This is a genomic window from Crenobacter sp. CS_VA4 (genome assembly GCF_055597485.1).
The window spans coordinates 19159-44250 of record NZ_JBVMAE010000009.1 but is presented as its reverse complement, the minus strand read 5'-3'; the positions used below and the strand labels follow the sequence as shown (position 1 = coordinate 44250).

The 25092-nt window shown below is 60.5% G+C and carries 25 protein-coding genes and 1 tRNA gene; 13 read left to right on the top strand and 13 right to left on the bottom strand.

Translation table 11 applies throughout. The features are described 5' to 3' along the window. The first annotated feature begins 6 nt into the window (after positions 1-6). A complete protein-coding gene (locus ACZ2IA_RS10365; protein WP_470292504.1) occupies positions 7-1524 on the top strand; it encodes a SpoVR family protein in 1518 nt (505 codons plus the stop codon). Here the strand turns inward: ACZ2IA_RS10365 and ACZ2IA_RS10360 are convergent. From ACZ2IA_RS10360 to ACZ2IA_RS10345, 4 genes are read right to left on the bottom strand one after another with little or no spacing between them, the layout of a single operon-like run. Continuing rightward, positions 1512-2276 carry an ATP-binding cassette domain-containing protein gene (locus tag ACZ2IA_RS10360; protein ID WP_470292503.1) on the bottom strand — a complete coding sequence of 255 codons (765 nt, stop codon included), beginning with the start codon at positions 2274-2276 and terminating at the stop codon, positions 1512-1514. The two genes, ACZ2IA_RS10365 and ACZ2IA_RS10360, sit on opposite strands and share 13 nt — an antisense overlap. Beyond that, on the bottom strand, positions 2263-3243 hold the full coding sequence (locus tag ACZ2IA_RS10355; protein WP_470292502.1) for a FecCD family ABC transporter permease: 981 nt from the start codon (positions 3241-3243) through the stop codon (positions 2263-2265). The genes ACZ2IA_RS10360 and ACZ2IA_RS10355 overlap by 14 nt, the downstream gene beginning before the upstream one ends. 39 nt (positions 3244-3282) lie before the next feature. After that, positions 3283-4092 (bottom strand): 4-hydroxy-tetrahydrodipicolinate reductase, encoded by an 810-nt coding sequence (gene dapB / locus ACZ2IA_RS10350; protein WP_470292501.1) that lies wholly within the window; start codon positions 4090-4092, stop codon positions 3283-3285. Then, positions 4089-4493 carry an outer membrane protein assembly factor BamE gene (locus ACZ2IA_RS10345; RefSeq protein ID WP_470292500.1) on the bottom strand — a complete coding sequence of 135 codons (405 nt, stop codon included), beginning with the start codon at positions 4491-4493 and terminating at the stop codon, positions 4089-4091. The genes dapB and ACZ2IA_RS10345 overlap by 4 nt, the downstream gene beginning before the upstream one ends. Before the next feature lie 101 nt (positions 4494-4594). Between ACZ2IA_RS10345 and fur the strand changes: the two genes are divergently transcribed. From fur to ACZ2IA_RS10330, 3 genes are read left to right on the top strand one after another with little or no spacing between them, the layout of a single operon-like run. Next, positions 4595-5026, top strand: coding sequence for a ferric iron uptake transcriptional regulator (gene fur, locus ACZ2IA_RS10340; RefSeq protein ID WP_470292629.1), 432 nt, complete (start codon positions 4595-4597; stop codon positions 5024-5026). 3 nt (positions 5027-5029) lie between these two features. After that, complete coding sequence (gene aat / locus ACZ2IA_RS10335) at positions 5030-5731, top strand: leucyl/phenylalanyl-tRNA--protein transferase (protein ID WP_470292499.1); 702 nt, start codon at positions 5030-5032, stop codon at positions 5729-5731. Then, positions 5718-6449, top strand: a complete 732-nt coding sequence (locus ACZ2IA_RS10330) for an arginyltransferase (protein ID WP_470292498.1) — start codon at positions 5718-5720, stop codon at positions 6447-6449. Before aat ends, ACZ2IA_RS10330 begins: the two co-directional genes overlap by 14 nt. Positions 6450-6559: 110 nt before the next feature. On the opposite strand, the gene ACZ2IA_RS10325 is transcribed toward ACZ2IA_RS10330, so the two are convergent. The 8 genes from ACZ2IA_RS10325 to rluC all read right to left on the bottom strand — a co-directional run bounded on the left by ACZ2IA_RS10325 (position 6560) and on the right by rluC (position 12513). Further along, positions 6560-7027 carry an outer membrane lipoprotein gene (locus ACZ2IA_RS10325; RefSeq protein ID WP_470292497.1) on the bottom strand — a complete coding sequence of 156 codons (468 nt, stop codon included), beginning with the start codon at positions 7025-7027 and terminating at the stop codon, positions 6560-6562. Between the two features lie 49 nt (positions 7028-7076). Beyond that, positions 7077-8102 carry a quinone-dependent dihydroorotate dehydrogenase gene (locus tag ACZ2IA_RS10320; protein ID WP_470292496.1) on the bottom strand — a complete coding sequence of 342 codons (1026 nt, stop codon included), beginning with the start codon at positions 8100-8102 and terminating at the stop codon, positions 7077-7079. A 65-nt stretch (positions 8103-8167) separates the two neighbouring features. Then, positions 8168-8758: a malonic semialdehyde reductase gene (locus ACZ2IA_RS10315; protein WP_470292495.1), complete on the bottom strand. Its 591-nt coding sequence runs from the start codon at positions 8756-8758 to the stop codon at positions 8168-8170. Between the two features lie 34 nt (positions 8759-8792). Then, positions 8793-9581, bottom strand: coding sequence for a flagellar motor protein MotD (motD, locus tag ACZ2IA_RS10310; protein WP_470292494.1), 789 nt, complete (start codon positions 9579-9581; stop codon positions 8793-8795). A 33-nt stretch (positions 9582-9614) separates the two neighbouring features. Next, positions 9615-10550 (bottom strand): S49 family peptidase, encoded by a 936-nt coding sequence (locus ACZ2IA_RS10305; protein ID WP_470292493.1) that lies wholly within the window; start codon positions 10548-10550, stop codon positions 9615-9617. A gap of 49 nt (positions 10551-10599) precedes the next feature. After that, positions 10600-10950 carry a Rieske (2Fe-2S) protein gene (locus tag ACZ2IA_RS10300; protein ID WP_470292492.1) on the bottom strand — a complete coding sequence of 117 codons (351 nt, stop codon included), beginning with the start codon at positions 10948-10950 and terminating at the stop codon, positions 10600-10602. Beyond that, positions 10926-11585, bottom strand: coding sequence for an HAD-IA family hydrolase (locus tag ACZ2IA_RS10295; RefSeq protein WP_470292491.1), 660 nt, complete (start codon positions 11583-11585; stop codon positions 10926-10928). The genes ACZ2IA_RS10300 and ACZ2IA_RS10295 overlap by 25 nt, the downstream gene beginning before the upstream one ends. Next, positions 11578-12513 (bottom strand): 23S rRNA pseudouridine(955/2504/2580) synthase RluC, encoded by a 936-nt coding sequence (gene rluC / locus ACZ2IA_RS10290; protein ID WP_470292490.1) that lies wholly within the window; start codon positions 12511-12513, stop codon positions 11578-11580. The genes ACZ2IA_RS10295 and rluC overlap by 8 nt, the downstream gene beginning before the upstream one ends. A 530-nt stretch (positions 12514-13043) precedes the next feature. Between rluC and ACZ2IA_RS10285 the strand changes: the two genes are divergently transcribed. Both ACZ2IA_RS10285 and ACZ2IA_RS10280 read left to right on the top strand, forming a co-directional pair. Then, the gene (locus ACZ2IA_RS10285) at positions 13044-16118 is read left to right on the top strand and encodes an Rne/Rng family ribonuclease (RefSeq protein ID WP_470292489.1); all 3075 of its coding nucleotides are present in this window, start codon (positions 13044-13046) and stop codon (positions 16116-16118) included. A 117-nt stretch (positions 16119-16235) separates the two neighbouring features. Next, a tRNA-Asn gene (locus ACZ2IA_RS10280) sits at positions 16236-16311 on the top strand. Positions 16312-16786: 475 nt separating this feature from the next. Here the strand turns inward: ACZ2IA_RS10280 and ACZ2IA_RS10275 are convergent. Continuing rightward, a complete protein-coding gene (locus ACZ2IA_RS10275; protein WP_470292488.1) occupies positions 16787-16951 on the bottom strand; it encodes a hypothetical protein in 165 nt (54 codons plus the stop codon). Between the two features lie 829 nt (positions 16952-17780). Here ACZ2IA_RS10275 and ACZ2IA_RS10270 point away from each other — a divergent pair. The 7 genes from ACZ2IA_RS10270 to ACZ2IA_RS10240 all read left to right on the top strand — a co-directional run bounded on the left by ACZ2IA_RS10270 (position 17781) and on the right by ACZ2IA_RS10240 (position 25047). Continuing rightward, entirely contained in the window at positions 17781-18332 is a 552-nt protein-coding gene (locus ACZ2IA_RS10270; RefSeq protein ID WP_470292487.1) for a heme NO-binding domain-containing protein, read from the top strand. Next, positions 18333-20306: a putative bifunctional diguanylate cyclase/phosphodiesterase gene (locus ACZ2IA_RS10265; protein WP_470292486.1), complete on the top strand. Its 1974-nt coding sequence runs from the start codon at positions 18333-18335 to the stop codon at positions 20304-20306. Positions 20307-21395: 1089 nt separating this feature from the next. After that, on the top strand, positions 21396-21572 hold the full coding sequence (locus ACZ2IA_RS10260; protein WP_470292485.1) for a Flp family type IVb pilin: 177 nt from the start codon (positions 21396-21398) through the stop codon (positions 21570-21572). A gap of 61 nt (positions 21573-21633) precedes the next feature. Continuing rightward, positions 21634-22140, top strand: coding sequence for an A24 family peptidase (locus ACZ2IA_RS10255; RefSeq protein ID WP_470292484.1), 507 nt, complete (start codon positions 21634-21636; stop codon positions 22138-22140). Between the two features lie 3 nt (positions 22141-22143). Further along, positions 22144-22662, top strand: coding sequence for a TadE/TadG family type IV pilus assembly protein (locus ACZ2IA_RS10250; RefSeq protein ID WP_470292483.1), 519 nt, complete (start codon positions 22144-22146; stop codon positions 22660-22662). A 79-nt stretch (positions 22663-22741) separates the two neighbouring features. Next, positions 22742-23686, top strand: coding sequence for a Flp pilus assembly protein CpaB (gene cpaB / locus ACZ2IA_RS10245; RefSeq protein ID WP_470292482.1), 945 nt, complete (start codon positions 22742-22744; stop codon positions 23684-23686). 41 nt (positions 23687-23727) lie between these two features. Continuing rightward, on the top strand, positions 23728-25047 hold the full coding sequence (locus ACZ2IA_RS10240; RefSeq protein ID WP_470292481.1) for a type II and III secretion system protein family protein: 1320 nt from the start codon (positions 23728-23730) through the stop codon (positions 25045-25047). Positions 25048-25092 lie beyond the last annotated feature (45 nt).

The following is a 25092-nucleotide window of genomic DNA, read 5'->3' as shown; positions in this document are numbered from 1 at the left end:
ACGGCCATGACGACGATTTCCACCGGGTCCGAATGGACCTTCGACCTGATCGAAGAGTACGAACGGGCGATCCGCGAGATCGCGGTCGACGAATTCAAGCTCGACGTCTATCCGATCCAGCTCGAGGTGATCAGCGCCGAGCAGATGATGGACGCCTATTCCTCGGTCGGCATGCCGGTGAACTATCACCATTGGTCGTTTGGCAAGCATTTCGTCGCGACCGAAAAAAGCTACAAGCGCGGTCACATGGGGCTCGCCTACGAGATCGTGATCAATTCCAACCCCTGCATCGCCTATCTGATGGAAGAAAACTCCATGACGATGCAGGCGCTGGTCACCGCGCACGCCGCCTACGGTCACAACTCATTCTTCAAGGGCAATTACCTGTTCCGCGCCTGGACCGACGCCTCGGCGATCATCGATTACTTGGTCTTCGCCAAAAAATACCTGGCTCAGTGCGAGGAACGCTACGGCATCGATGCGGTGGAAGAGCTGCTCGATTCCTGCCACGCCTTGATGAACTACGGTGTCGATCGCTACAAGCGTCCACAGAAGTTGTCGATGGCGAAGGAGCAGGCGCGTCAGTCGGAACGCGAGCACTATCTTCAGCTGCAGGTGAACGACCTGTGGCGCACCATTCCGAAGCGTGAAAAGGGCGATGGCGGGCAGGCGGCACTGCGCTTTCCGTCCGAACCGCAGGAGAACCTGCTGTACTTCATCGAAAAATCGGCGCCGTTGCTCGAGCCGTGGCAGCGCGAGGTGGTGCGCATCGTGCGCAAGGTAGCGCAGTATTTCTACCCGCAGCGGCAGACCCAAGTGATGAACGAAGGCTGGGCGACGTTCTGGCATTACACCATCCTCAACCGCTTGTACGAGAAGCAGCTGGTCACCGACGGTTTCATGATGGAATTTCTGCAAAGCCACACCAATGTGGTGCACCAGCCACCGGTCAGCGCGCCGTGGTACCGTGGCATGAACCCCTACGCGCTGGGGTTTTCGATGTATCAGGACATTCGCCGCGTCTGCGAGGCGCCGACCGACGAGGATCGTGCCTGGTTTCCCGATATCGCCGGTACGCCGTGGCGCGATGCCTTGGAATTCGCGATGCGGAACTTCAAGGATGAGAGCTTCATTTCGCAATACCTGTCGCCCAAGTTGATCCGCGACTTCCGTCTCTTCGCGATCCGCGATGACGATCAGGACGACAAGCTGGAAGTCGAGGCGATTCACGACGAGGACGGGTATCGCGAGATCCGCCAGTTGTTGGCCGAACAGTACAACCTCGGTTCGCGCGAGCCGAACATCCAGGTCTGGTCGGTCAACGTGCGTGGCGACCGCAGCCTGATACTGCGCCACAGCATGCATAACCGCCGGCCGCTCGAGCCGGAGAGTGCGGAAGAAGTGCTGCGCCACGTCGCGCGGCTATGGGGCTTCGACGTGCGGCTGGAAAGCGTCGATGACCAGGGCAAGGTCCGGCAGACCTTCTCCTGCCAGGCGGGCCATCGCGAGGTTCAGTTATCGTGAGGGGGAAGCGGCACGAAGGCGCGTAGGTCTTCGTGCTCGTCGTGAATCAGCTCGGCAAGCCGGACGCCGTAGACGGCTTCTAAGCGCGTCCGTTGCATTACCTCGGCGGTGGGGCCGCACGCCACCAGCCGGCCGTTGTCGAGTAAGGCCACACGGTCGGCGTGGCGTAGCGCCAGGTTGATGTCGTGTACCACGGCCAATACGCCGATCCCGTGTTGCCGGGCGATGCGGCCAACCTGGGCCATCAATCCGTCGGCCATGCCGATATCGAGTGCCGCCGTTGGTTCGTCGAGCAGCAGATAGCGCTCATCCTCCTGGGATCCCAGTAGTTGGGCCAACGCGCGCGCCAGCAACACCCGCTGCGTCTCGCCGCCGGATAAGGTGCCGAGGCGCCGCTCCAGTAATTCAGCTACGCAGGCCGACGTCACCGCTTGAGCGGTGGCGTCGGCTTGTCCATGCAAGTAGCCTCCCATCGCGATCACTTCCCGTGCGGTAAATCCAGGAGCAACCACCGTCTGCTGCTCCAGCACCGCGCGGTGCCTGGCCAGCCGGCCGGCGCTCAGTCCTTGCAATGGTGTGCCGCCCAGTAGCGCCTGGCCGTGCTCTGGGGTGACCAGGCCGGACAACAGCGACAGCAGGCTGCTCTTGCCGGCGCCATTTGGCCCGATCAATACCAATACCTCGCCGGGCTGCACTTGCAGGCTGATATCTTCGAGCCGACCGCCCAGCGAGGCGTGCTCAAGCGCGAGCATGATTCGCTCCGGACAAGGCTCGGCGCAGTAGCCATAGGAAGAATGGGGCACCGGCAAGGCTGGTGATCACCCCGACCGGCAGTTCGGCCGGCGCGATGGCCAGCCGAGATACGGTATCGGCGACGACGGCGAGCAAGGCACCGAGCAGGGGGGCGAGCAGCAGTACCCGACGTGCGTCGGCGCCGGTGATCAGCCGTGCCAGATGCGGCGCCATCAGCCCGACGAAGCCGATCATGCCGCAGTTGGCAACAACCAGGCTGGCCGCCAGCGCCGTCAGCGCGACGATCTGGCGCCGGCCGCGGGTCAGTGGGTAGCCGGCGTGAAAGGTGGCTGCATCGCCCAGTTGTAGCAGGTTGAGGTAGCGCCAGCGCCGCCACAGCAGCAACCAGATCGGCGGCAGCGCCAGCAGCAGGATCGATACCTGGCGCCAGTCGACGCTGGCGAAACTGCCCATCAGCCAAAACGTGACGGTGCGCAGCGAGCCATCGGGCAGGGTGGCGATCAGCAACGTCAGCAGGCTGCCGGTCAGGGCGTTAATCGCGACCCCGGCCAGGATCAGGTGACTGGCAGGGCTACGTGGGCCGGCCAGCCGCCAGGTCAGCCACAATGCGGATAGTCCGCCGACGAAGGCTATCAGGGCCACCAAACCGCTACCCAGCCCGGCTTCCAGCGCCAGAGCCGCCGCCAGTGCGGCACCACCGGAGACGCCGATCAGGCCGGGCTCGGCCAGGGCGTTGCGGAACTGGTACTGGATCGCAGCACCGGAGCAGGCGAGCAAGGCGCCGCTGGCGGCCGCGCTCAGCACGCGTGGCAGTCGCAACTCCAGCAACAGCTGGCGGGCGAACGGGTCTTGCACGTGGCCGACCAGCCCATGCAGAGTGTGGCCGAGCGGAGTGTCCAGCAGCAGACCGGCGAGCAACGCCAGGGTCAGCAGCAACAGGGAGAGGGTGACGGGACGGTAGGGCATCGCAAAAGAAAAAGGCCGGCGTAGTAGCCGGCCTTGGGCTCAGCGCAGGCCGAGCACGTCCTGCATGTCATAGAGTCCGACCGGTTGGTCGGTAAGCCAGCGGGCAGCGCGGACGGCCCCGTTGGCGAAGGTGGCGCGGCTGGAGGCCTTGTGGGTGATTTCGACGCGTTCACCGTTGGTGGCGAACAGCGCGGTGTGGTCGCCGACCACGTCGCCGGCGCGCACCGTGGCAAAGCCGATGGTGCCCGGGTCGCGTTCGCCGGTCACGCCTTCACGACCGTAGACCGCACATTCCTTCAGGTCGCGACCGAGTGCGTTGGCGATCACCTCGCCCATCCGCAAAGCAGTGCCCGACGGGGCGTCGACCTTGTGGCGGTGGTGAGCCTCGATGATCTCGATGTCGTAGTCTTCGGCCAACACGCGCGAAGCGATGTCGAGCAGTTTGAAGGTCAGATTAACGCCGACACTGTAGTTGGCGGCGAAGACGATGCGGGTCTTCTCGGCGGCGGCGTTGATCGCGGCCTTGCCCGCGTCGTCGAAGCCGGTGGTGCCGATGATCATGTTGACGCCCCGGGGTGCGCAGGCGGCCAGATAGTCGAGCGTCGCTTCCGGGCGGGTGAAATCGATCAGCACGTCGGCACCGTCGAGCGCCGCCTCAAGGTCGGCCGAAACCGTCACGCCGGTTTTCTGGCCGAGAAACAGGCCGGCATCCTGGCCGATGAAATCGGAGCCTTGGCGATCGATTGCCGCGTGCAGACGGGTGTTCGGAGCGGACAGTACCGACTCGATCAGCGTACGGCCCATCCGGCCGCCGGCGCCGACGATCACGACATTAAGCGGTTTGCTCATTGTTTGATTTCCTGGGCAGGGGCAGAGGTGGTAACCGGTGCACTGGCGTTACCGGTCGGCAGAATGGCGCGCTCGGCCGGCAGTACCTCGCCTTCGTAGCGGGTCATTTTGTCGCCGTCAAAGTAAACGGTCAGGTGCTTGCGTTCAACAAGCTTGCCACCCTTGGACACTTCGTACACATAGTCCCAGCGGTTGGCGTGGAACGGGTCGGTCAAGAGCGGCGTGCCCAGCACGAAGCGCACCTGGGCGCGGGTCATGCCCGGTTTCAGGTTGGCGACAGCGTCTTCGGTGACCGCGTTGCCTTGCGGGATATCCATTCGGTAGGACGGCACCCAGTGGGCGGGGTTGAGGCTGCCGCAGCCGGTGAGAATCACGGCGGCGGCTATAATCAGAGCTCGCATACTTTTGGGATGTGTACTCGGGGTAGTGAGTGGCTGTCGAATTAGGCAAAGCCATTAAAAGGCTTTATCATAACCCTGCAAAAACTTGCCCACTTTATAACATGATGAACAAAGCCAGTCACCTCAAAGATATTGGTCTCAAGGCCACCGGACCGCGCCTGAAAATCCTCGATCTGTTCGAGCACAGCGAGGTTCGTCACCTGTCGGCCGAAGACGTCTACCGCAAGTTGTCGGCCGAGCACATCGACATCGGCCTCGCCACCATTTACCGCGTGCTCACCCAATTCGAGCAAGCGGGCATTCTAGTGCGTCACCACTTCGAGTCGGGTAAGGCGATTTATGAGCTGAACGAAGGCGGACATCATGACCACATGGTGTGCATCAGTTGCGGCAAGGTGGTCGAGTTCTTCGATCCGGAAATCGAGGCGCTGCAGGATCGCATTGCCGAGCAGCACGGTTTCCGTATCATCGACCACGCACTTTATATGTACGGCGAGTGCCCCGACTGTGCCGGCAAGAAAACCCGCAAATAAGCCGTGATCCCCTGGCTCGGTCCCGAGCCGGTGTTTCCGCCGGCCGAGCTTGCTCTGGTCGACCCCGACGGTCTGCTCGCCGCCGGGGGGGACCTGTCCGAGCGGCGTTTGCTTGCCGCCTATTCTCACGGCATTTTTCCGTGGTTCAGCGAGGGCGACCCGATTCTGTGGTGGTCGCCAGCCGAGCGGATGGTGCTGTTTCCCGCCGCGCTGAAGGTCAGCCGCTCGCTGGCCAAGACGTTGCGCAATCGTCCCTATGAAATCCGAACCGACAGTGCATTTCGCGCGGTGATGGAAGCGTGTGGCGGCCCGCGAGCCGGCCAGCCGGGTACCTGGATCGTGCCGGCGATGGTCGACGCCTATTGCCGGCTGCATCAGCACGGCTATGCCCATTCGTTCGAAGTGTGGGAAGGCGGCGAGCTGGTCGGCGGCCTGTACGGCGTGGCACTAGGCCGGATGTTCTTTGGCGAGTCGATGTTTTCGCGCCGCCGCGACGCGTCGAAGCTCGCCTTCGTGCACATGGCACGCCATCTGGCGAGCTGCGGTGTGCGGATGATCGACTGCCAGATGCACACCGCGCATCTCGAAAGCCTGGGTGCGCAACTGATCCCGCGCGAGCGTTTTCTTGCTACGCTAAGAGAACAGATTGTCCAGCCGCAGCCGGACGCCATGTGGACCTATCGGCACCAGAATGAGCCATCGTGACCCGAACCAGCAGGCGGTCGCCATCCATTTCTACGCGACCGCACTCTATCCGTGCAGCTATCTGCCCGGCTTGCAGGCGCGCTCGCAGGTGGCAATCCCGGCCGATACGATCGATGCTCAGGTCTATAGCCAGTTGGTGCGGCTCGGTTTCCGTCGTAGTGGGCTGTACACGTATCGCCCGTATTGTGATAGCTGCAAGGCCTGCGTGCCGGTACGGGTGCCGGTGACCCGCTTCCAACCGAACCGCAGTCAGCGACGTGCGCAGCGCCGGCACGCCGACCTGACGACCCGACTGCTGCCGTTGCAATTTCAGGACGATCATTACCAGCTTTACCGGCGCTATCAGCGCTCGCGTCATGCCGGCGGTGGCATGGCCGAAGACGACCCGCAGCAATACACGGAGTTCATTCTGAAAAGCGGGGTGGAAAGCTCGTTGATCGAGTTTCGCCAAGGCGAAGCGCTGAAGATGGTCAGCCTGGTCGATCACCTGTCCGACGGCCTGTCGGCGGTCTACACCTTCTACGAACCGGACGAGCCGCACGCCAGTTACGGGGTCTACAACGTGCTCTGGCAGCTGGGTTTGGCCGAACGGCTGGGGCTGCCGTACCTCTATCTGGGCTACTGGATCGAGGAGTGCCGCAAGATGACCTACAAGTCGGCGTACCGGCCGCTGGAGGCGCTGATCGACGGCCGCTGGCAGCCGTTCCGTCACGAATGAGGCCAGAATCGGCAAAAGCCGGCGCGTGTGGGCAATGAAAAAGGGGCGATGCGCCCCTTTTGATTTTGCTGCTTGACCGAACACATCCGGTTCGGCCGATGTCCACTGGCTTACAGCGGTACCACGCGGTCGTTGCCGCCGCCGGTCAACACGCGCACGCGCTGGCCTGTCGCCAGCGGGATGTCGGCGTCCTGAACGATCGAGACCATGCGGCCGGTGCGGTCGAGCTTGACAGTCACTTCCAGCGCCGCCTTGCTGCCTGCACCGCGCTGTACTGCTTCGGTACCGAAGCCGCCGGCCAGCGCGCCGACGATCGCGCCGGCGATCGCCCCATTGCCCTGACCGACCTTGCTGCCGGCCAAGCCGCCGAGTGCGGCGCCGCCGAGGGTCAGCAGTTCGTTGTTCTTGCCTTCCATCTTGACGTTCTGTACCGACACCACGGTGCCGAGTTCGACGTTCTGCGCTTGGCGCATTTGGCCCTTGGAGTAGACGGCCGCCGAGTCGGACGTGGCGCAGCCGGCCAGCAAGCCAAGGCTGGTGACGCCGACTAGGGCAATACGGGTGGCCAGTTTGAGCATGTTTTGATCTCCTAATACATGCGGGGCAAGCCGCTCGGGCTTGCCGCTTTTATCGTTGAGCGTTGGCCAGTGCTTGGGCACATTCGGCAACCAGTGCCGGTCCACGGTAAATCAGGCCGCTATAGAGTTGCACTAGTTTAGCACCGGCCTGTTGCTTTTCTACAGCATCCGCGCCTTGCAGGATGCCGCCGACCCCTATGATCGGCAGCGCTCCGTCGAGTTCCTTGGCGAGCTGCCGGATCACCTTGGTGGCGCGTTCGCGCACCGGCCTGCCGGACAGGCCGCCGGCTTCGCCGGCGAGCGGGTGGCCGGCGATTTCCTCGCGCGACAGGGTGGTGTTGGTGGCGATCACGCCGTCGATCTTCTGAGTGGTGAGGGTCCGGGCTACCGCGGCGATCTGCTCGGCGTCGAGGTCGGGGGCGATCTTCACCGCCAGTGGCACATAGCGGCCGTGCTTTTCGGTCAACTCGGTCTGGCGCTGTTTCAGCGTTGACAGGAGGGCCGTCAATTCGTCCTCACCCTGCAGCTGGCGCAGGTTCTTGGTGTTCGGCGACGAGATGTTGACGGTGATGTAGCTCGAGTAGGCGTAGACCTTGTCGAGACAGATCAGGTAGTCGTCGACCGCGTTCTCGATCGGCGTGGTGGCATTCTTGCCGATATTGATGCCGAGGATGCCCTTGAAGCGGCAGTTGCGGACGTTCTCCAGCAGCTCGTCGACGCCGCGGTTGTTGAAGCCCATCCGGTTGATGATGCCCTGGTGCGCCGGCACCCGGAACAGTCGCGGTTTGGGGTTGCCGGCCTGCGGGCGTGGCGTCACCGTGCCGATCTCGATGAAGCCGAAACCGAGCGCGGCCAGCGCGTCGATGTGTGCGCCGTTCTTGTCGAGGCCGGCGGCCAGGCCGACCGGGTTGGGGAAGGTTAACCCCATTGCATCTACCGGCTGGCGCGGGATCGAGCGGCTCAGCAGGCCGTCGAGTTTCAGCGCGTGGACCTGATCCAGCAGTTTCAGGGTGGCCTCGTGAGCGGCCTCGGCATCGAGGCTGAACAGCAGGGGGCGCAACAGCGGGTAGAGCATTGGTGGATTCTCTTCACAAAAAATGACCCGGCAGTATACCGGGCCTGGCGGGTTCGGTTGACGGCTTACAGTACCTGGCAGACGTCGGCAAAGGCAAAGCGCGGCGAACGCCCGTGCAGCTTGCTGGCGTCGCCATAGCCGAGGTTGACCAGGAAGTTGGCCTTGAAACGGCCGTCGGGGAAGAAGGTTTCATTGAGCCGGGAAGCATCGAAACCGGACATCGGGCCGCAGTCGAGACCTAGCGAACGGGCGGCCAGGATCAGGTAGGCGCCCTGCAGCGAGCTGTTGCGGAACGCGGTGGCATCGATCACCGGCTGGTTGCCTTCGAACCAGCTGCGCGCATCGGCGTGCGGGAACAGGGTGTGCATGTGCTCGTAGAAACGGGTATCCATCGCCACGATCACCGTCACGGGCGCCGCCATGGTCTTCTCGATATTGCCTTCGGCCAAGCAGCCCTTGAGCCGCGCCTTGGCTTCCTGGCCTTGTACGAATACGAACCGTGCCGGCGAGGAGTTGGCGCTGGTCGGGCACTGTTTCAGCAGGTCGAACAGCTGGTGCAGCGTTTCCTCGGTGACCGGACGCGACTGCCAGTGGCTGAAGGAGCGGGCGTTGTGGAACAGCTGGTCAAGTGCCGCGGCGTGAATCGGGGTGGTCATGGGGTCTCCTCAGCAATGCATGTGGTCGGCAGGCTCACTGGCCGGCCATGATTTCGTCGGCGCTACGCGTGGTGATCGGATCCTTGTGGGTCAGCACGCTGATCGCCACGCGGCGGTTCTGGGCGCGGCCCTCCGGCTGGCCGTTGTCGGCGATCGGCAGGTTCTCGGCGCGGCCGATCGCGACCAGCCGCCGCGGCACGATACCGCTTTCCTGGAAAAGACGCACTACGCTGCCGGCACGGGCGGCCGACAGCTCCCAGTTGGACGGGTAGGTGGCGGTCTTGATCGGCACGTTATCGCTGAAACCCTCGACCCGGATCGGGTTGTCGACCGACGACAGCACCTTGGCCACCTGCGCCAGCACCGTCACCGACTGCGGCGACGGAGTAGCCTGGCCGGTCTGGAACAGCGCGCTGTCCTTGATCTGGATCGCGACACCCTGTTCGGTCTGGGCAATCTGCACCTGGCCGCCGGCCACCAGCGGCTGCAGCACCTTGTTCAGGTCGGTGACCAGGCTCGTCATCTTGGCCTGTTCCTGAGCCTTCAGGTCCTTGATTGTCTTGGCGACCGGCTTGGGCTTGGGAACCTGAATCAGGGTATTGGCGCCGCCGGTGGGCGGCGTCTCGCCGATCGAGAGATTGCCGATCGGCCGAAACGCGTTCAGGATCGCCGACGACAGTACCTTGTACTTACCCTCGTTGACCGAGGAGATCGCGTACATCACCACGAAGAAGGCAAACAGCAGGGTGATGAAGTCGGCGTACGAGACCAGCCAGCGCTCGTGGTTGTCCGGTTCTTCCTGGTAACGTCTGCGTTGAGCCATGAGGCGCTTCCTTGCTTAGCCGGTGGGGGCGATCTAGAGCAGCCGGGTTTCGAACAGGCTGCGGAAACCCTCGCCCAGCGATACGCCGAAGCGACGGGCCACGCGGCGGGTGATGTCGTCTTCCGGGGTGACGTCGACCAGCTTGTCGGCCTTGATCACGTCGCGGGCGACCGAGCGCACGCTGCCCAGGCCGTCGGCCAGGCCCAGAGGCACGCCCTGTTCACCGATCCAGATCCGGCCCGAGAACATGTCCGGGTCTGTCTTCAACCGGTTGCCGCGGCCCTGTTTCACCGCCGTGATGAACTGCTGGTGGATGTCGTCGAGCAGGGTCTTGACGATTACCTGCTGCTTCGGATTGACTGGCGAGAACGGATCGCCCATCGCCTTGTTTTTACCCGCGGTCAGCAGGCGGCGTTCGACACCGAGCTTCTCCATCGCGCCGGTAAAGCCGAAGCCGTCCTGCAGGACGCCGATCGAGCCGACGATGCTGGCCTTGTCGACATAAATCTTGTCGGCCGCCGCGGCGATGTAATAGCAGCCCGAGGCGCAGACATCCTCGACCACCACGTAGACCGGAACGGTCGGGTGCAGTTTGCGCAGCCGGCGGATCTCGTCGTAGGCGAGGCCGGACAGCACCGGCGAGCCGCCCGGGCTGTTGGCGCGGATGATCACGCCCTTAGTGCCACTGTCCTTGTACGCCGCTTCGAGGCCGTCGATCAGCTTGGTGGCGATGTCGCTCTGGTTGTCGATCACCCCTTCCAGATTGATCAGCGCGGTATGGTCCCTGCTGGTGAGGCCATCGGCCTTCTCGCTCTCGCGGGAAAGGATCGTCCACATCAGCGTCAGGATCAGCAATAGCCAGATCAGCCGGAAGAAGATCTTCCACTGCCGGGCACGGCGCTGTTCAGTCAGCGCGGACATGGCCAGTTTTTCGATGACGCTGCGTTCCCAGTCGGGTTGTTCGTTCACGCGATGATCTCCAACAGTCTGAATGTTACCGAGTCTAGCAAATTGCTTGTCATGCGCCGAGCCAGACCTGGCCGTCGACCTCGCTGACCGGCACCGCGATCAGCCGGGCTCCCCGACAGGGACCGGCCACGCACAGCCCGCTGTCAGGTTGATAGAGCGCGCCGTGCATGCTGCAGACCAGGTGCTGTCCGTCGGCATCGAAGAACACGCCGTCCTTCCAGTCGAGCTGCGCCGGCTGATGGCGGCAGGCGTTGAGCCAGCCGTAGACGGTGCCCTGGTGACGGATCACGAACGCCGGCGCTTCGCGGCCTTCGGCCAACGTGACGGTGAAGCGTACCCCCTTGCCACCGTCGGCCAGCGTCCCGGAGTAGCAGATCAGCCCAGTTGCGGTTGCAGCCATGCGTGGAAGCTCCGGAAGCTGTCGAAGATCGCCAGTGGATTGCAGGCGAGCAAGGCCTCGACGGGGTGGGCGCCGTAGCTGACGCCGACGCCGCGGGTGCCGGCGTTGTTCGCCATATTGAGGTCGTGACTGGTGTCGCCGACCATCAGCGTGCGGCGGTTTTCCACGCCTAGTTCGTCGGTCAGCGACAGCAGCATCTCCGGGTCGGGCTTGGACGCGCATTCGTTGACGGTGCGGGTGGCATCGAACAGGCTGCTCAGGCCGGTGCGCGCCAGCGCGTCGTCGAGCCCAGGCCGGCCCTTGCCGGTGGCCACGGCGAGGAACACGCCGCTGGCCTTCAGTTCGGCCAACCCTTCGAGGACGCCGTCGAACAGCTCGATCGTTTCGGTACCGTGCACGTAGTTGCGGCGGTAGGCGTCGGCCATCTCCTCGTAGCGGGACGGCGGCAGGCCCGGGCAGACGTAACGCATCGCGTCGACCAGTCCCAGGCCGATCACGTGACTGGCGCGCTCGCGCTCCGGAATCGGCAGGCCCAGGTCGGCGCAGGCGGCCTGGATGGTGCGGACGATGTGGGCGGTGGAGTCCATCAGCGTGCCGTCCCAGTCGAACACGATCAGGTCAAACGGTTTATCCATGGCGGCGTTGCTTTTCCAGGTACGAGGTCAGGTCGGCGGGGAGCGGGGCGGTCAGCTCCAGCGGTTCGCCGGTCAGCGGATGCGGCAGTTTCAGGCTAGCGGCGTGCAGGAACATCCGCTTCAGGCCGTCGCGCGCCAGTTCACGGTTGGCCGAAAAGTCGCCGTAACGCTCATCGCCGGCAATCGGGCAGCCGATCGTCTGCATATGCACGCGGATCTGATGGGTGCGGCCGGTCTTGAGCAGCGCTTCCACCAGGGTAAGGTCGGCAAAACGCTCGATGACTTTAAAAACGGTATGCGCGTACTGGCCGCCTTCCTGCACCCGAACGCGCTTTTCGCCCTCCGGGGTGTGCCACTTGAACAGCGGCAACCGCACGTGGTTCACCTCGCTCGGCCAGGCGCCCAGACCCAGTGCGAAGTAGCGCTTCTGCGGCACGTCGTTGCGGATCATCTCGTGCAGCTTCACCAGCGCGGAACGTTTCTTCGCCACCATCAACAGACCGGAGGTCTCGCGGTCGAGGCGGTGCACCAGCTCCAGGTAGCGGGCCTCCGGGCGGGCGCGGCGCAGCTGCTCGATCACACCGAACGACACGCCGCTGCCGCCGTGCACGGCGACGCCGGCCGGCTTGTTGATTACCAGCAGCGCCTCGTCTTCGAACACGATCGGGAAGTGGCCGGCCGGCACGATTTTTTCGGCTCGCTCGGCGACACGCACCGGTGGGAGGCGCAACTCGTCGCCATTTTCCAGGCGATAGGAGGCGTCGATGCGTCCCTTGTTCACCCGGACTTCGCCGGAGCGCAGAATGCGGTAGAGATGGCTCTTGGGAACGCCTTTTAGCAGGCGCATCAGGAAGTTGTCGATGCGTTGCCCGGCTTCGTCATCTGTCACCGTGTGGAACGTGACAGAATCTTTGCGGTAATCAGTCATATTGCTTATACTTTCGGCGCTCAACGCCCTATTTTTGAGCGATTGACGCGACCTTCAGGCAAAAACGGTTGCACGCCGAAAACAGCGTGCAGCGCCGCTGCGGAGATGCCAGTTCGGCCGGCAGGGCTCGCCCCTGACCTGACGCCGTGCTACCAGGCCGCAGCCACGGTTGTCTCGCTCACCGAAAAGCAGCGATGGTAATGCATTTGTACGCACAACGCACTCACCAGCTTTCGTCTCCTGATGCCAAGCCAGTCGGGGGATTTAGCAGCAAAGTTTGACCCGGCACGACCGCCTGCCGGGCATTCGCCAACCGCGACAAGGTTGGCCGAATCCCGGGTCTCCAGCCCCATAGAGGCAAGACCACCCGGGCGGTACGTGGAACCTACACAGGAAGTCGGCTTGAGCTTTAACCATACGAATTCTTGCGATCTTTACCCGGATACTTCTGACGGATAGCGCCCATCTTAGACACTGGGCCGTCAAATACTTGCTGCTTCCTTAGCGTGAGTGCCGCGCGGGGAACATTAATGAAACGCATGCTGTTTAATGCAACGCAGGCTGAAGAGCTGCGCGTTGCCATCGTCGACGGGCAGAAACTCGTCGACCTCGACATCGAGACCGTCGGCAAAGAGCAGCGCAAGGGCAACATCTACAAGGGTGTGATCACCCGGATCGAGCCGTCGCTGGAAGCCTGCTTTGTCGATTACGGAACCGAACGCCACGGCTTCCTCCCGTTCAAGGAGGTGGCCCGTTCCTATTTCCAGGGCTACGAAGGCGGCCGTCCTCGCATTCAGGATGTGCTGCGCGAGGGCATGGAAGTCGTCGTGCAGGTGGAAAAGGACGAGCGCGGGAATAAAGGCGCCGCACTGACCACCTACATCAGCCTGGCCGGTCGTTACGTGGTGCTGATGCCGAACAACCCGCGTGGTGGTGGTGTGTCGCGCCGCATCGAGGGTGAAGAGCGTCAGGAGCTGAAAGAGCTGATGAGTCAGCTCGAAGTGCCGAACGGCATGAGCCTGATCGCTCGTACCGCCGGCATCGGCCGCTCGCTCGAAGAGCTGCAGTGGGACCTCAACTACCTGATGCAGCTGTGGCGCGCCATCGAAGGCGCCGCCGGCGCCCAGAACGCCCCGTTCCTGATCTTGCAGGAAGGCAGCCTGGTGATCCGTGCGATCCGCGACTACTTCCAGCCGGACATCGGCGAGGTGCTGATCGACACCGAGGAAATCTACGAGCAGGCTCGCCAGTTCATGAGCCACGTGATGCCGAACAACGTCAATCGCGTGAAACTCTATAAGGATCACGTGCCGCTGTTCTCGCGCTTCCAGATCGAGCACCAGATCGAAACCGCGTTCTCGCGCAGCGTGCAGCTGCCGTCCGGTGGCGCGATCGTGATCGACCACACCGAAGCGCTGGTCTCGATCGACGTCAACTCGGCGCGCGCCACCAAGGGTGCCGACATCGAGGAAACCGCGCTCAAGACCAACGTCGAGGCGGCCGAAGAGATCGCCCGTCAGTTGCGCCTGCGCGACCTGGGCGGCCTGATCGTGATTGACTTCATCGATATGGAAAACCCGAAGAACCAGCGCGAGGTGGAAAACACCCTGCGCGAGGTTCTGAAGCACGACCGTGCCCGCGTCCAGATGGGCAAGCTGTCGCGCTTCGGCCTGCTCGAACTGTCGCGTCAGCGCCTGCAGCCTAGCCTCGGCGAAACCAGCCACATCGCCTGCCCGCGCTGCCACGGCATCGGCTTCATCCGCGGTACCGAATCGTCCGCCCTGCACATCCTGCGCATCATTCAGGAAGAGGCGATGAAGGAAAACACCGGCGCGGTGCACGCGCAGGTGCCGGTCGATGTGGCCACCTTCCTGCTCAACGAGAAGCGCATCGAGCTCTACTCGCTGGAAGAGCGCCTCGGCGTCAGCATCGTGCTGATCCCGAACGTGCATCTGGAAACGCCGAACCACAACATCATCCGCGTCCGCATCGACGATCAGCTGGAGACCGAAGACCAGCCGAGCTACCGCCGTGTCGAGATGCCGGAAGCCGACGAGAGCAAGCTGACGTTCGGTCTCGAGAAACCGAAAGTCGAACGCCAGGAGCCGGCCGTCAAGGGCATCACCCCGCAGCAGCCGGCCCCGGTTGCCGTCGAGAAGGCGCCGGTGGTGCAGGTGCAGCCGCAGGCCCAGCCTGGCTTGATCGAGCGCATCGTCGGCTGGTTCAAGGGTTTGGTTGGCGAGCCGGTGGCGGTAACCGAAGCGAAAGTCGAGCATCCGGTCAAGCCGGCTCGTCGTGAAGCGCCGCAAAGCAAGCCGCGCCAGGGTGGTGGTGATAATCGCCGTAACGCCCCGGGCCAGCGTCGCGAACGCGAGCGGGACCGCGAAGACCAGCAGCGTCGCGGCAGCGGCCAGGAAGAGCGTGGTGGCTCTCGTCGCCAGCAGGGCGAGTCCGCTGCGGCTGGCGAGGGTGGCCGACGCGATGGCCGTCAGGACAACCGCGAGCGTCAGGAGCAGCGTCGCGAGCGTAGCAAGGAACGCGATAGCAGCCGTGATGGTGCCACCCGCGAGCCGCGTGAAGAACGCCAACCGCGTAGCAACGAGCCGCGCCAGCAGCCGTCCGCTCAGCAGGAGGCGCCGCGTCGTGAGCCCCAGCAGGACCGTCGTCGTGGCGTGCAGATCGCTGCCGAGGTAGCCGAGGCCGAGGCCCGGGCCCGTTCCGAACAGCTGAAAGCGGAAGGCGAGGCGGTGCAAAACGCACCGGCAACCGAACCGGTTGCTGAAGGCCGTGAGCGTAACGAACGTCGTCGCCGCCGCAACCGTCGCGACCGTCGTCCGGAAGAGGGTGGCGCGGTGCAGGGTGTAGAGGCGGGTGAGGTAGCCGCTGCCGCGGCAGTCGTGGCTGCTGGTGCGGCGGTTGCTGAACAGGCCGAGTCCGAGCCGGTTGCACAGCAAGCGATCGAGCCGCGTGCTGACGCACAGGAAGTCGTTGCCGAAGCCGTGGAGAAAGTCGAAGCGGTCACCCCTGCCAAGGTGGAGGAGGTAATGGCCGCAGAAGTTGCCCAGGCTCAACCGGAAGTGGTGGCTGTGCCGGCGGTCGAAGTGAGCGGGCCGGCGGTGGAAACGGTTCCAGAGAAGGTAACCGAAGCTGTAGCTGTCGAGGCGGTGCTTGCTGAGCAGCCGGAAGTACTTGAGCCGGCGCCTGTGGTGGAAGAAGTCGCCAAGCTGCAGCCCGCCCCTGTTGTTGAAGCTATTCCGGCCAAGGCCGAGGTAGTGGCGGAGGTTGAAGTGCCGGCCGCCGCCGAGAGCGCCCTGTTGGCGACCGCCGTGCAGCCTTCGGAATCGGTTGTGGCGGACATCCCGGTAGCCGCGGTCGTGCCGGTCGATGTGCCGGCCGAACCGGTGGCTAAGCCGGTTGTGGCTGCCGAGCCGAAGGAACTCGACCTTGGCGGTTTGGTGATGGTGACAACCACTAGCTCCTCAGAGGTTGTTTTGGAGCCGGTGGTGGAAGTGCCGTCTGGTCCGCGTCGTCGTGATGCCGCCCGTCAGGCCTCGGCTGGCGAGGCCGCTGGCGAGCCGCTGGTGCAGGTGGAAACCCGCCGCTAAGCATTAAAGCCCGCCGGTAATTCGGCGGGCTTTAATGTATTTGAAAAAATCTAAACAAAAGGCTTGACGCATTAAATACCCGTTTATATAATGTGTCCACTCTCAAACGAGAGATGTTCCCTGATAGCTCAGTTGGTAGAGCGACGGACTGTTAATCCGCAGGTCGCAGGTTCGAGCCCTGCTCGGGGAGCCAAGATTTAGCGCTATGAACCATGTGTTCATAGCGCTTTTCGCTTATGATCCGGTCGGATCGATACTCCACAGTCAGCTCGGTCTCGCCGAGAGCAATGTTCTCGATGAAGGCCCCCATCAGCTGGCGTAGCTTCTTCTTGTCTTGGGTGTTGCGCACGGTTTCGGCCAATGTGTCCGTGGCCTGCTGAATATCATGCGCAGTTAGCTCGATCTTCGGTGGTGTTTCTGCATCAGCTTCCTGCGGTTTTGATTCAAGCGACTTCACCCGGCTGTTTGGTTCCCATAGTCGAGTCGTCAGGTCGCCCAAGTTAGGAGCATCCGTTCCGTGTAGTTCGAGAATGTCGAACAAGTTATAGCGGCGTTTTCTGTTTCCTTGAGCTTATTGGCGGCTGCTTTGCGGCGTCGTTGGTGCTCGTCTTTCCGGTTGCTTTGCAATAGGGGTCAATTACCCGGTGACTGCTACACACGTTCAGGCGTCAGGGCTCTTTCATTGAATAGCCCTTGAGCACGGTCGAAATGTTCCTGAGGAATGATAGTTGGGTGTGATGGCCATGCTTATACAATCCGTTTTTATTGAATGCTACGGCGATGTCTTTCACGCCATGCCCTTTCAAGTAGAGAGGGTAGATGTCTCGAACCACCGATGCCTCGGTGTCGACCGGTTGTAACCAGCGGCGGTGGGTGTCGGCCTCGACTGCCTCGTAGCCGTAGGGAACGTGGCCGCTATTCTAGTGGCCATCTCTGGTTTGTTCTGAAGTCTTGGTGGCTGGAGTCGGACACGAGCCGACACACTTTTGGGTGGAAGATTTTGAGTATGCCGTGTCTACCAATTCCGCCATCCTGGCGATGGAATTGAGGGAACATTCTCTCGAGCGTACTTCCTTGCCCCTCCGGCCAAATTTAAGATCTGCGTGGAAAAGGCATAAAATTTGCGTGCAGATTTCATTCGGTTCCAAAAATTCCCTTGTATGGCAATGATTTAAGGTGATGGAGCCTTGTAGGTGCGACGACTTTTGAGTCCCCAGAAACTCCCGCCAGTGGTTGAAAGATTGTTTGAGTTAGCAGAATGACATCATTTAGAACCGCTAAAGCGTTATTTATTCGCTGTGACGCGGCCGGGTCTCGCCAGCCATCTCATCAGAAAGTCCCGCCAATCGCCATTTCAAAGAAATTCCGCGGCATAGAATCGGAACTTCGCCAGCGCTGAAAAAGCGCACAATGATGCACTCAGAGAAGAATCTGCCGATAGCGGGTGAAAGAATAGGCATGCGACAAGTGGGCAATCGTCGTCTAAGGCCATGGCTTGTACTGATGCTAGCGGCTAGCAATGTGGAATAAAGTAGAGTGGCGTAACTGCCGGCCGCTTTGTTAAACTCACATAACAGTTGCGTAGCCGCTACTCCTAACAGCGAGCGCCAAGCAAACCGTCGCCTGCAAGAGCGACATCGAAACGGGAACGGGGGGGGGGGCATGAAGGGGATAGTCTTCAATTTGCTGGAAGAGGTGGTCATCCGGCACCATGGTGAGGATGCTTGGGATGCGCTGCTTGAGGGCGCGGACCTGGGTGGCGTGTACACCTCCCTCGGCAGCTATCCGGACGACGATATCTACAAGCTGGTCGGCATCGCCTCCCAGACACTGGATATGACACCTTTCGACACTCTGCGCTGGTTCGGACGCGAAGCGATGCCTTTGCTTGCCACCCGATATCCCGCGTACTTCAGCTCCCACTCGACGACACGTCCGTTCGTGCTCAGCGTCAACAACATCATCCATCCCGAAGTACGCAAAGTCTATCCGGGCGCGGACGTCCCGACCTTCGGATTTCGCGACGAACCTGACGGTTCTCTACTCATGGACTACCGTTCGGCGCGGCGCCTGTGTGCTCTTGCACAAGGCTTCATCGAGGGGGCTGCTGACCAGTTCGGCGAGACCCTGAGCTTCGACCATCTGCAATGCATGCATAAAGGCGACCTAAGCTGTGTGTGCCGCATTACGTTCACCGGTGCGAGGGCAGTCTGAGTGGAAGCCGCCCGGCTGCAGGAACTTGAGGCCGAGGTCGAAAAGCTGCGCCGGCGGTTGCGGCGCGAACGTGAGGCACGCATCGAAGCGGAAGTCATCGCTGAAAGAGGCCTCCGCGAACTTTACGACAAGCAGCAGCAACTGCAGCTGTTGGAAGCCGTTGCCGCCGCCGCCAACCAGGCGATTTCTGTCGGCGATGCGCTTCAGTTTGCCGTGCGCACGGTGTGCCAGTTCACGGGCTGGCCGGTTGGACACGCGTATTTGGTGGATAGCGCCGATGGAGAGCCGCGTCTGCTCTCGACTACCATCTGGCACGGCGTGGACGGCGAGCATCTCCGCGATTTCTACCAGGTCACGGAGGCTGTAAATTTCCGTTCCGGCGTCGGCCTGCCCGGCAGGGTACTCGCGAGCTCAGCCCCGGCTTGGGTAAGGGACGTTACTTGTGACCCGGATTTTCCCAGGGCTGGCGCGGCGGAGCGAGCCGGGCTGAAGGCGGCGCTTGCCTTTCCGGTGCTGCTGGGGAGTGAAGTGACGGCCGTCGTGGAGTTCTTTGCCGATCGCGTGCTGGAGCCCGATGAAACGCTGCTGAACCTGATGGCGCAAATTGGCAATCAGCTGGGCCGGGTGGTTGAACGCACGCGTGCCGAAGACCAGTTGATTCACGATGCATTCCACGACCCGCTCACCGGCCTGCCCAATCGCGCCCTGTTTGCCGACCGGCTGGCTCGTGCCGTCGCGCGCAGCCGTCACCACCACGAGATGGCCTTTGCGGTGCTTTTCATCGATTTGGACCGCTTCAAGCTGGTCAACGATAGCCTAGGCCATCTCGCTGGCGACGCTCTCATCACCCAGGTGGCGAGTCGATTGGGAAGCTGCCTGCGTGAAGACGATACGCTGGCACGGATGGGGGGCGATGAATTCACCGTGCTACTGGACAGCATTGACGACGTGAATGACGCGGTACGTATCACCGACCGCCTCATGCGCGCACTCGAATCCCCTTTCGTGATAGACGGCGAGCAACTCTATGCCAGCGCCAGCATCGGCATCGCCGCCAGTACCTTGGGCTACGAATCAGCAGAGGAAATCCTCCGTCATGCGGACCTGGCCATGTATCGAGCCAAAACGCTCGGTAAGAGTCGCTACGAAATCTACGACCACACCATGCACGAGCGGGCTGTGACTCGCTTCGCGTTGGAAACCAGCTTGCGGCGTGCGCTGCAGAATGACGAGTTCGTCCTGCATTACCAGCCCATTGTCTCCTTGGATAGTGAGGAGATTGTGGGCGTGGAGGCGTTGGTACGCTGGCGAAAATCAGAATCTGAACTGGTCTATCCCGCCGATTTCATCGATGTGGTCGAGGACAACGGGATGATTCTGTTCCTCGGCATGTGGGTCCTGCGCGAGGCTTGCAAGACGATGGCCTGTTGGCACAGGGAATTTCCACGGACGCCACCGCTGGCCGTCAGCATCAATCTCTCGGCCCGCCAGTTTGCCCAGCACGACCTTGTCCAGCAAGTCGGCAGAATCATTGCCGAAACAGGCATCCTTCCTGAATCGGTCAGGCTGGAAATAACGGAAAGCGTGACCATGGCGGATTCCGAGCGGACGGTCGCCGTGCTCAGGCAGCTACGTGAACTGGGCGTGCGTATCAGTATCGACGATTTCGGTACGGGTTACTCCTCGCTCAGTTACCTGCACCGTTTCCCGCTGGATATTCTGAAAATTGACCGTTCCTTTGTTGCTCAGCTTGACCGTGGCCATGAGGGCCTACAAATTGTACAGACCATCATGAGCCTGGCCCGCAACCTCGGCATCGAGGTTGTCGCCGAGGGCACCGAGACACAGAGACACGTAGCACACTTGAAGTCCATGGGCTGCGACTTCGGGCAGGGATTCTTCTTCTCCAAACCGCTGGAATCCTCTTCCTTTGCCGCTTTACTGGAACAGACCGCTCGAGTATCGACGCATTAGCCCTAGAGCCTTTCTCTAGATTCAGGCTTATAAGTACTCTTGCTTCGATAGAAGCACCGGCAGGAGCAACCCCCAACCCATCTCTGGCTCGTTTTATCTCCTTCTCATCCGCCCCTCCGCCTGGGCACTGAGCGCCAGTCTCACCAGTGTCCTACGGGATGGCCGACAGATAGGCCAAAGGAAATTTGCTGACCCTTGCTGGAGGGCTATCACGGACAGTAGCTAGCGGTTACTGACCGTGCAGCTTTGGCCGTGCCGGCTGCGTTTTCTCGGTGAGCTGGCCAGTCTCACTGATTCAGACCTTGCTGGATAGCGCCAGCCGGCATGGCGAACTGCCAGCGAGGACGTGATGCAGGCAGCCGGTGGTGCAGAGGAAATGGTTCGCTTGCTGCGAGGGTCGCGATGGGAGCAGTTGCTGGGTGTGACGGCTCGCTTAGCGGCAAGGAGTTGCTTTCGTGTGTAACTATTTGATTTTTAATGATTGTTTTGAGTCATTGTTGGGTGTGGTGACTTGGGATGCACTGTTGCTCCGCAGGTCGCAGGTTCGAGTCCTGCTCGGGAAGTCGCAATTTCAAAGGCCAGACTCTATGTCTGGCCTTTTTGTTCTTCCGTCTACGCCTATCTGCTTCTGCCCTAGCTCGTCTTAGTTGTAAAAAATTCTCTTTCCCGTTTTGACCTTTCTATCCCGTCTGCGCAGAGGTTGGAGCTTGACCATGCATTTGCACTAGCATAGAGCTTGAACTATACAAAATCAGTAGTGCATGACATTTGCTCTGCAAAGTTGCTTAACGTAAGCATATCGGGTCCCATGGGAAGTTTCGGCATGCCCATACCGTGCAGTGATGTGCTTCATGCATTCACTAGTTTGGCAGTTGAAGAGGTACCTGGAATCCTGTCATGGCGATTAACTTAACAGGTTAGCAGCTTCCGATGCGATTGCTGCTGTTTTCTAGACCTGTCGATTGATCTTCCTTGTAGGGAAATTCAGCGCAACCTGATAAAAATAATATTGCCAAGTCTGTATTGAGCAATCAGTCAGGGCTGTTTGACTGGAGCTTGGGTAATTTCACGGAGAATCGGGAGGGTTTTATGAAAGAAATGCTGAAGCAGTTTATTCGTGATGAGCGCGGTGTGTCAGCAATTGAGTATGGCTTGATTGCTGGCTTAATTGCAGCTGGTTTGGTTGCTACTCTTACCACCTTGGGGACTGACTTAAAAACCATGTTTTCAGCCATAGCGGCAAAACTACCGGCTGCTACTTCCTAAATCACAGAGCTGAAGTTTGATGGTTGTAGGCGGGAAAGCTAGTTAGTGTAATGGAGCTTGTATGTCTAACCTTGCTATTGGTTCCCAGGCTTGTTTTATTACCTTTATTGGCTCGATCGCTGCTTTCGATGCCTTGCAAAGACGGGTACCTAATAGTTTGATTTTGACCGGCATGCTCTTTGCCTTGGTAGCCCTGTTGCTCGGCAAGCAGTTGGAAGGGGTTAGTTGGGCTTCTTCGCTGCTTGGGCTGACCGTAGGTTTGCTAGCTTTCTTGCCTTTATATCTGCTTGAGCTCATGGGGGCTGGTGATGTCAAATTTTTTTCCATAATTGGCCTTTGGCTTGGTGTCTATGCCTTACTGCCTGTATGGTTGGTGGCTAGTATCATAGCCGGATTGCAAGCCATGCTTTGGTTTGTGCTATCCGCAAAAAACGGAAAAAGTGGAAGTGTTGCGGCACTGTCAGATGCCTTGAGGTTAAAAGAAACTCCCTACGCTAGTTATCTTGCAGTTGGGGCCGCTCTGATGGTGTTTTTTCCCGAGTTGTTAAGCCGATTCACACCGGGATGAGAAATGCTGAAGAATTCTTGGGTAGAGCGAAAATCAGTTTGGCTGACTCAAAGAACTTTTCCCGCAGCCATTCGCCGCCATAGGGGGGCGACAGCCATTGAGTTTGCTCTAATCTTTCCAATATTTTTCACCATATTTTACGCCATTGTGTCGTATGGCCTAATTCTAGCTGCTCAACAAAGCCTAACGCTGGCCGCGGAAGAGGGTGCTCGTGCCGCATTGAGATATCAGCCCGCAGCGAGCCAAGATGCAGCGCTGACTGCTCGCGCTGCTGCAGCTTGCCAGACTGCACAATCGATAATCAACTGGTTGCCAGCTAGCTATTTGTCTGGAGGGTGTGCATCTTCAGTTGCACCTTGTAATTATGATGGCACTTTGCAATGCATAAAGGTGACCATGAATTACAATTATGCTCAAAATCCTTTGGTTCCCCCTTTGCCGTTTTTCGGGGTGTTGCTACCAAGTAATCTTGTGGGCATTGCCACTATTCAATTGAATCCGTCAACCATCTTGTCTGGTTGATTTTTTGCAAGAATATCAAAACAAGAATACTAATAATAATCGGCACATATCTGCCGATCAGAACAAGCGCGGAGGGGGCATGGCGAATGTAACGAAAATCATCGCGGCGATTCTGGTGCTACTGGCGTTGCTGATCGCCCTCTACGCCTGGAATCTGGGTCGACATCCCGCACCTCTCGCGAAGCCCGTATCTGGGGTTGTCGCGCTCTATCCCATCGTAGTCGCCGCTAAGTTGCTGCCCGCTGGCCATCCCATTGCATCGGATGCTGTGCGGGTGGAAAGACTGCCGATCAATCCTGAAGGTGCCTTCAAGAATGCCGACGATGTAGTGGGACAGGCCCCGAGTGTCGACTTGGTCGCAGGAAGCCCAGTACTGGCGCCGCATATGGCAACCGGCCTCGCAACCAAGATCCAGATTGGCGAGCGGGCGGTAGCGGTTCGGGTGGATGAAACAAATGCGGTGGGGGATAGGGTCGCGCCTGGCGATTATGTCGACCTGTTTGTTTTTTTGAAGCGAGACAGCGGCGAGGTAGACCAGACTCAGGCAAGGTTGCTGCTGTCGAAGCTGCGGGTACTGGCTTATGGCAGCGCATCCGTGGATGGGCCTGTGCAAGTGGCAAAAACAGAAGGAGCGAGTGTCGTTCCGCAGCGGCAGGAGCTTGCCAGAACAGCCGTGCTGGCTGTGCCCGTCAATCAGGTCGACCGGCTCACGTTGGCCGAAACCGCGGGACGATTGATGTTGGCGCTAAGAAATCCCCAGGATAGCGAAGTGCTTGATGAGGGTCTCTTTGTGCCGTTGCCAGCGATTCTCAAGGCTCGGGATGGCGGCAAGGATCCCATTAACGGTTCCACGCGAGCTGCAGCTGGGCTCGGCCTGCAAGGCTTGTCCGGGGCGTCGAGCGAGAAAAAGCACGCAACCGTGATGGCAGCTCCACCATTAGCTCTTTCATCCGGTTATAGCAAACCCGCGGCTTCGGGGATTGAGGTGATTCGAGGAGGGAAACGTGAAGCGGTCATTAACTGACCATGGCGACGCCTTGTAAAACCCGAATGAAGACATGAGCCATGAACAATAAAAAAGCGTTGATCGTTACTTTAGGGGTGTTTGTTCCGGTTGCCATGATCCAGGCGGCTGACCGGGCAGGGATGGATATCAGCATTGCGGCTGGTATGCAGCGTCAGATTTCTGTCAGTCAGGGTCTGCAGCGAGTCGCCATCGGCGACCCCACTGTCGCCGATGTGCTGGTCACCAAAAAGTCGGGTCTGTTGCTGGTTGCCAAAGCACCGGGGCAAACCAACCTGATGGTTTGGGAGCATGGCCAGAGCGAGCCAAAAACCTACTCGATTACGGTGACCGACCCGGTTTTAGGCCTATTGCAGGACGGTAGCAGCATGAAGACCGTTTCACGCGGCGGCACGACCGTGGTTACCGGCAATGCGCCTGACTTGCTTGCGCATCGAAATGCGGCTAGTTGGCCGTATGGATCGGTAGGCAAGAGTGGTACGGTTATTGATAAATCTACGGTAGCCAGCGGCGGGGTCGTACAGGTCGACGTTAAGGTGGTCGAGTTCAGCAAGACCGTCTTGAAAGATGCCGGGTTCAATTTGTTTACTACCCGGGCATCGGGCTTTGCTTTTGGGCTTTTCTCGCCATCGTCGCTGCAGTCGGTGTCCTTTCCTCCCATTACTTTCCATTCGACGCCTCCGGTTGCCGCGGCGTTCAACATCGTTGCCGGCTCGAATAGTCGCGGCGTGTTTGGTAACTTGGGGATTCTCGAGAGCAACGGCATGGCACGAGTACTGGCTGAGCCTTCACTGGTGGCTCTGTCGGGGCAGAGTGCGAGCTTTCTTGCCGGGGGCGAGATCCCGGTTCCGGTTCCGCAGAGTCTGGGCACCGTTACCATCCAATACAAACCCTTCGGTATTGGCCTGACCCTGACGCCAACGGTATTGAGTCGTGACCGGATAGCATTGAAAGTGGCCCCAGAGGTCAGCGACCTTGATTTCGCCCGGGCCATCAATATCAACGGGGTGGCCGTGCCGGGCATTATCACGCGCCGGGCCGATACAACGGTCGAGCTGGGCGAAGGGGAGAGTTTCGTGATTGGTGGTCTCGTCAGCCGAGAGACCATTTCGAATGTCGAAAAAGTGCCGTTGCTGGGCGATTTGCCGATTATTGGGGCTTTCTTCAAGAGCCTGAATTATCAGCAGAACGATAAAGAGCTGGTGATCATCGTCACGCCTCATCTGGTTTCGGCCCTTGGCAAGGGCGTGCCGTTGCCCCCGCTGCCGGGCGAAAACAGCGAGCAACGCGATGGGCCTGTGTGGCGCTCATTCCTGAAGGGGCCGCTGTCCTCGGATGCGGTACCGGGGTTTTCCCGCTAGTACCACGATAAGTTGCCGGGATTCGGCTGCATAACTTCTCTATCT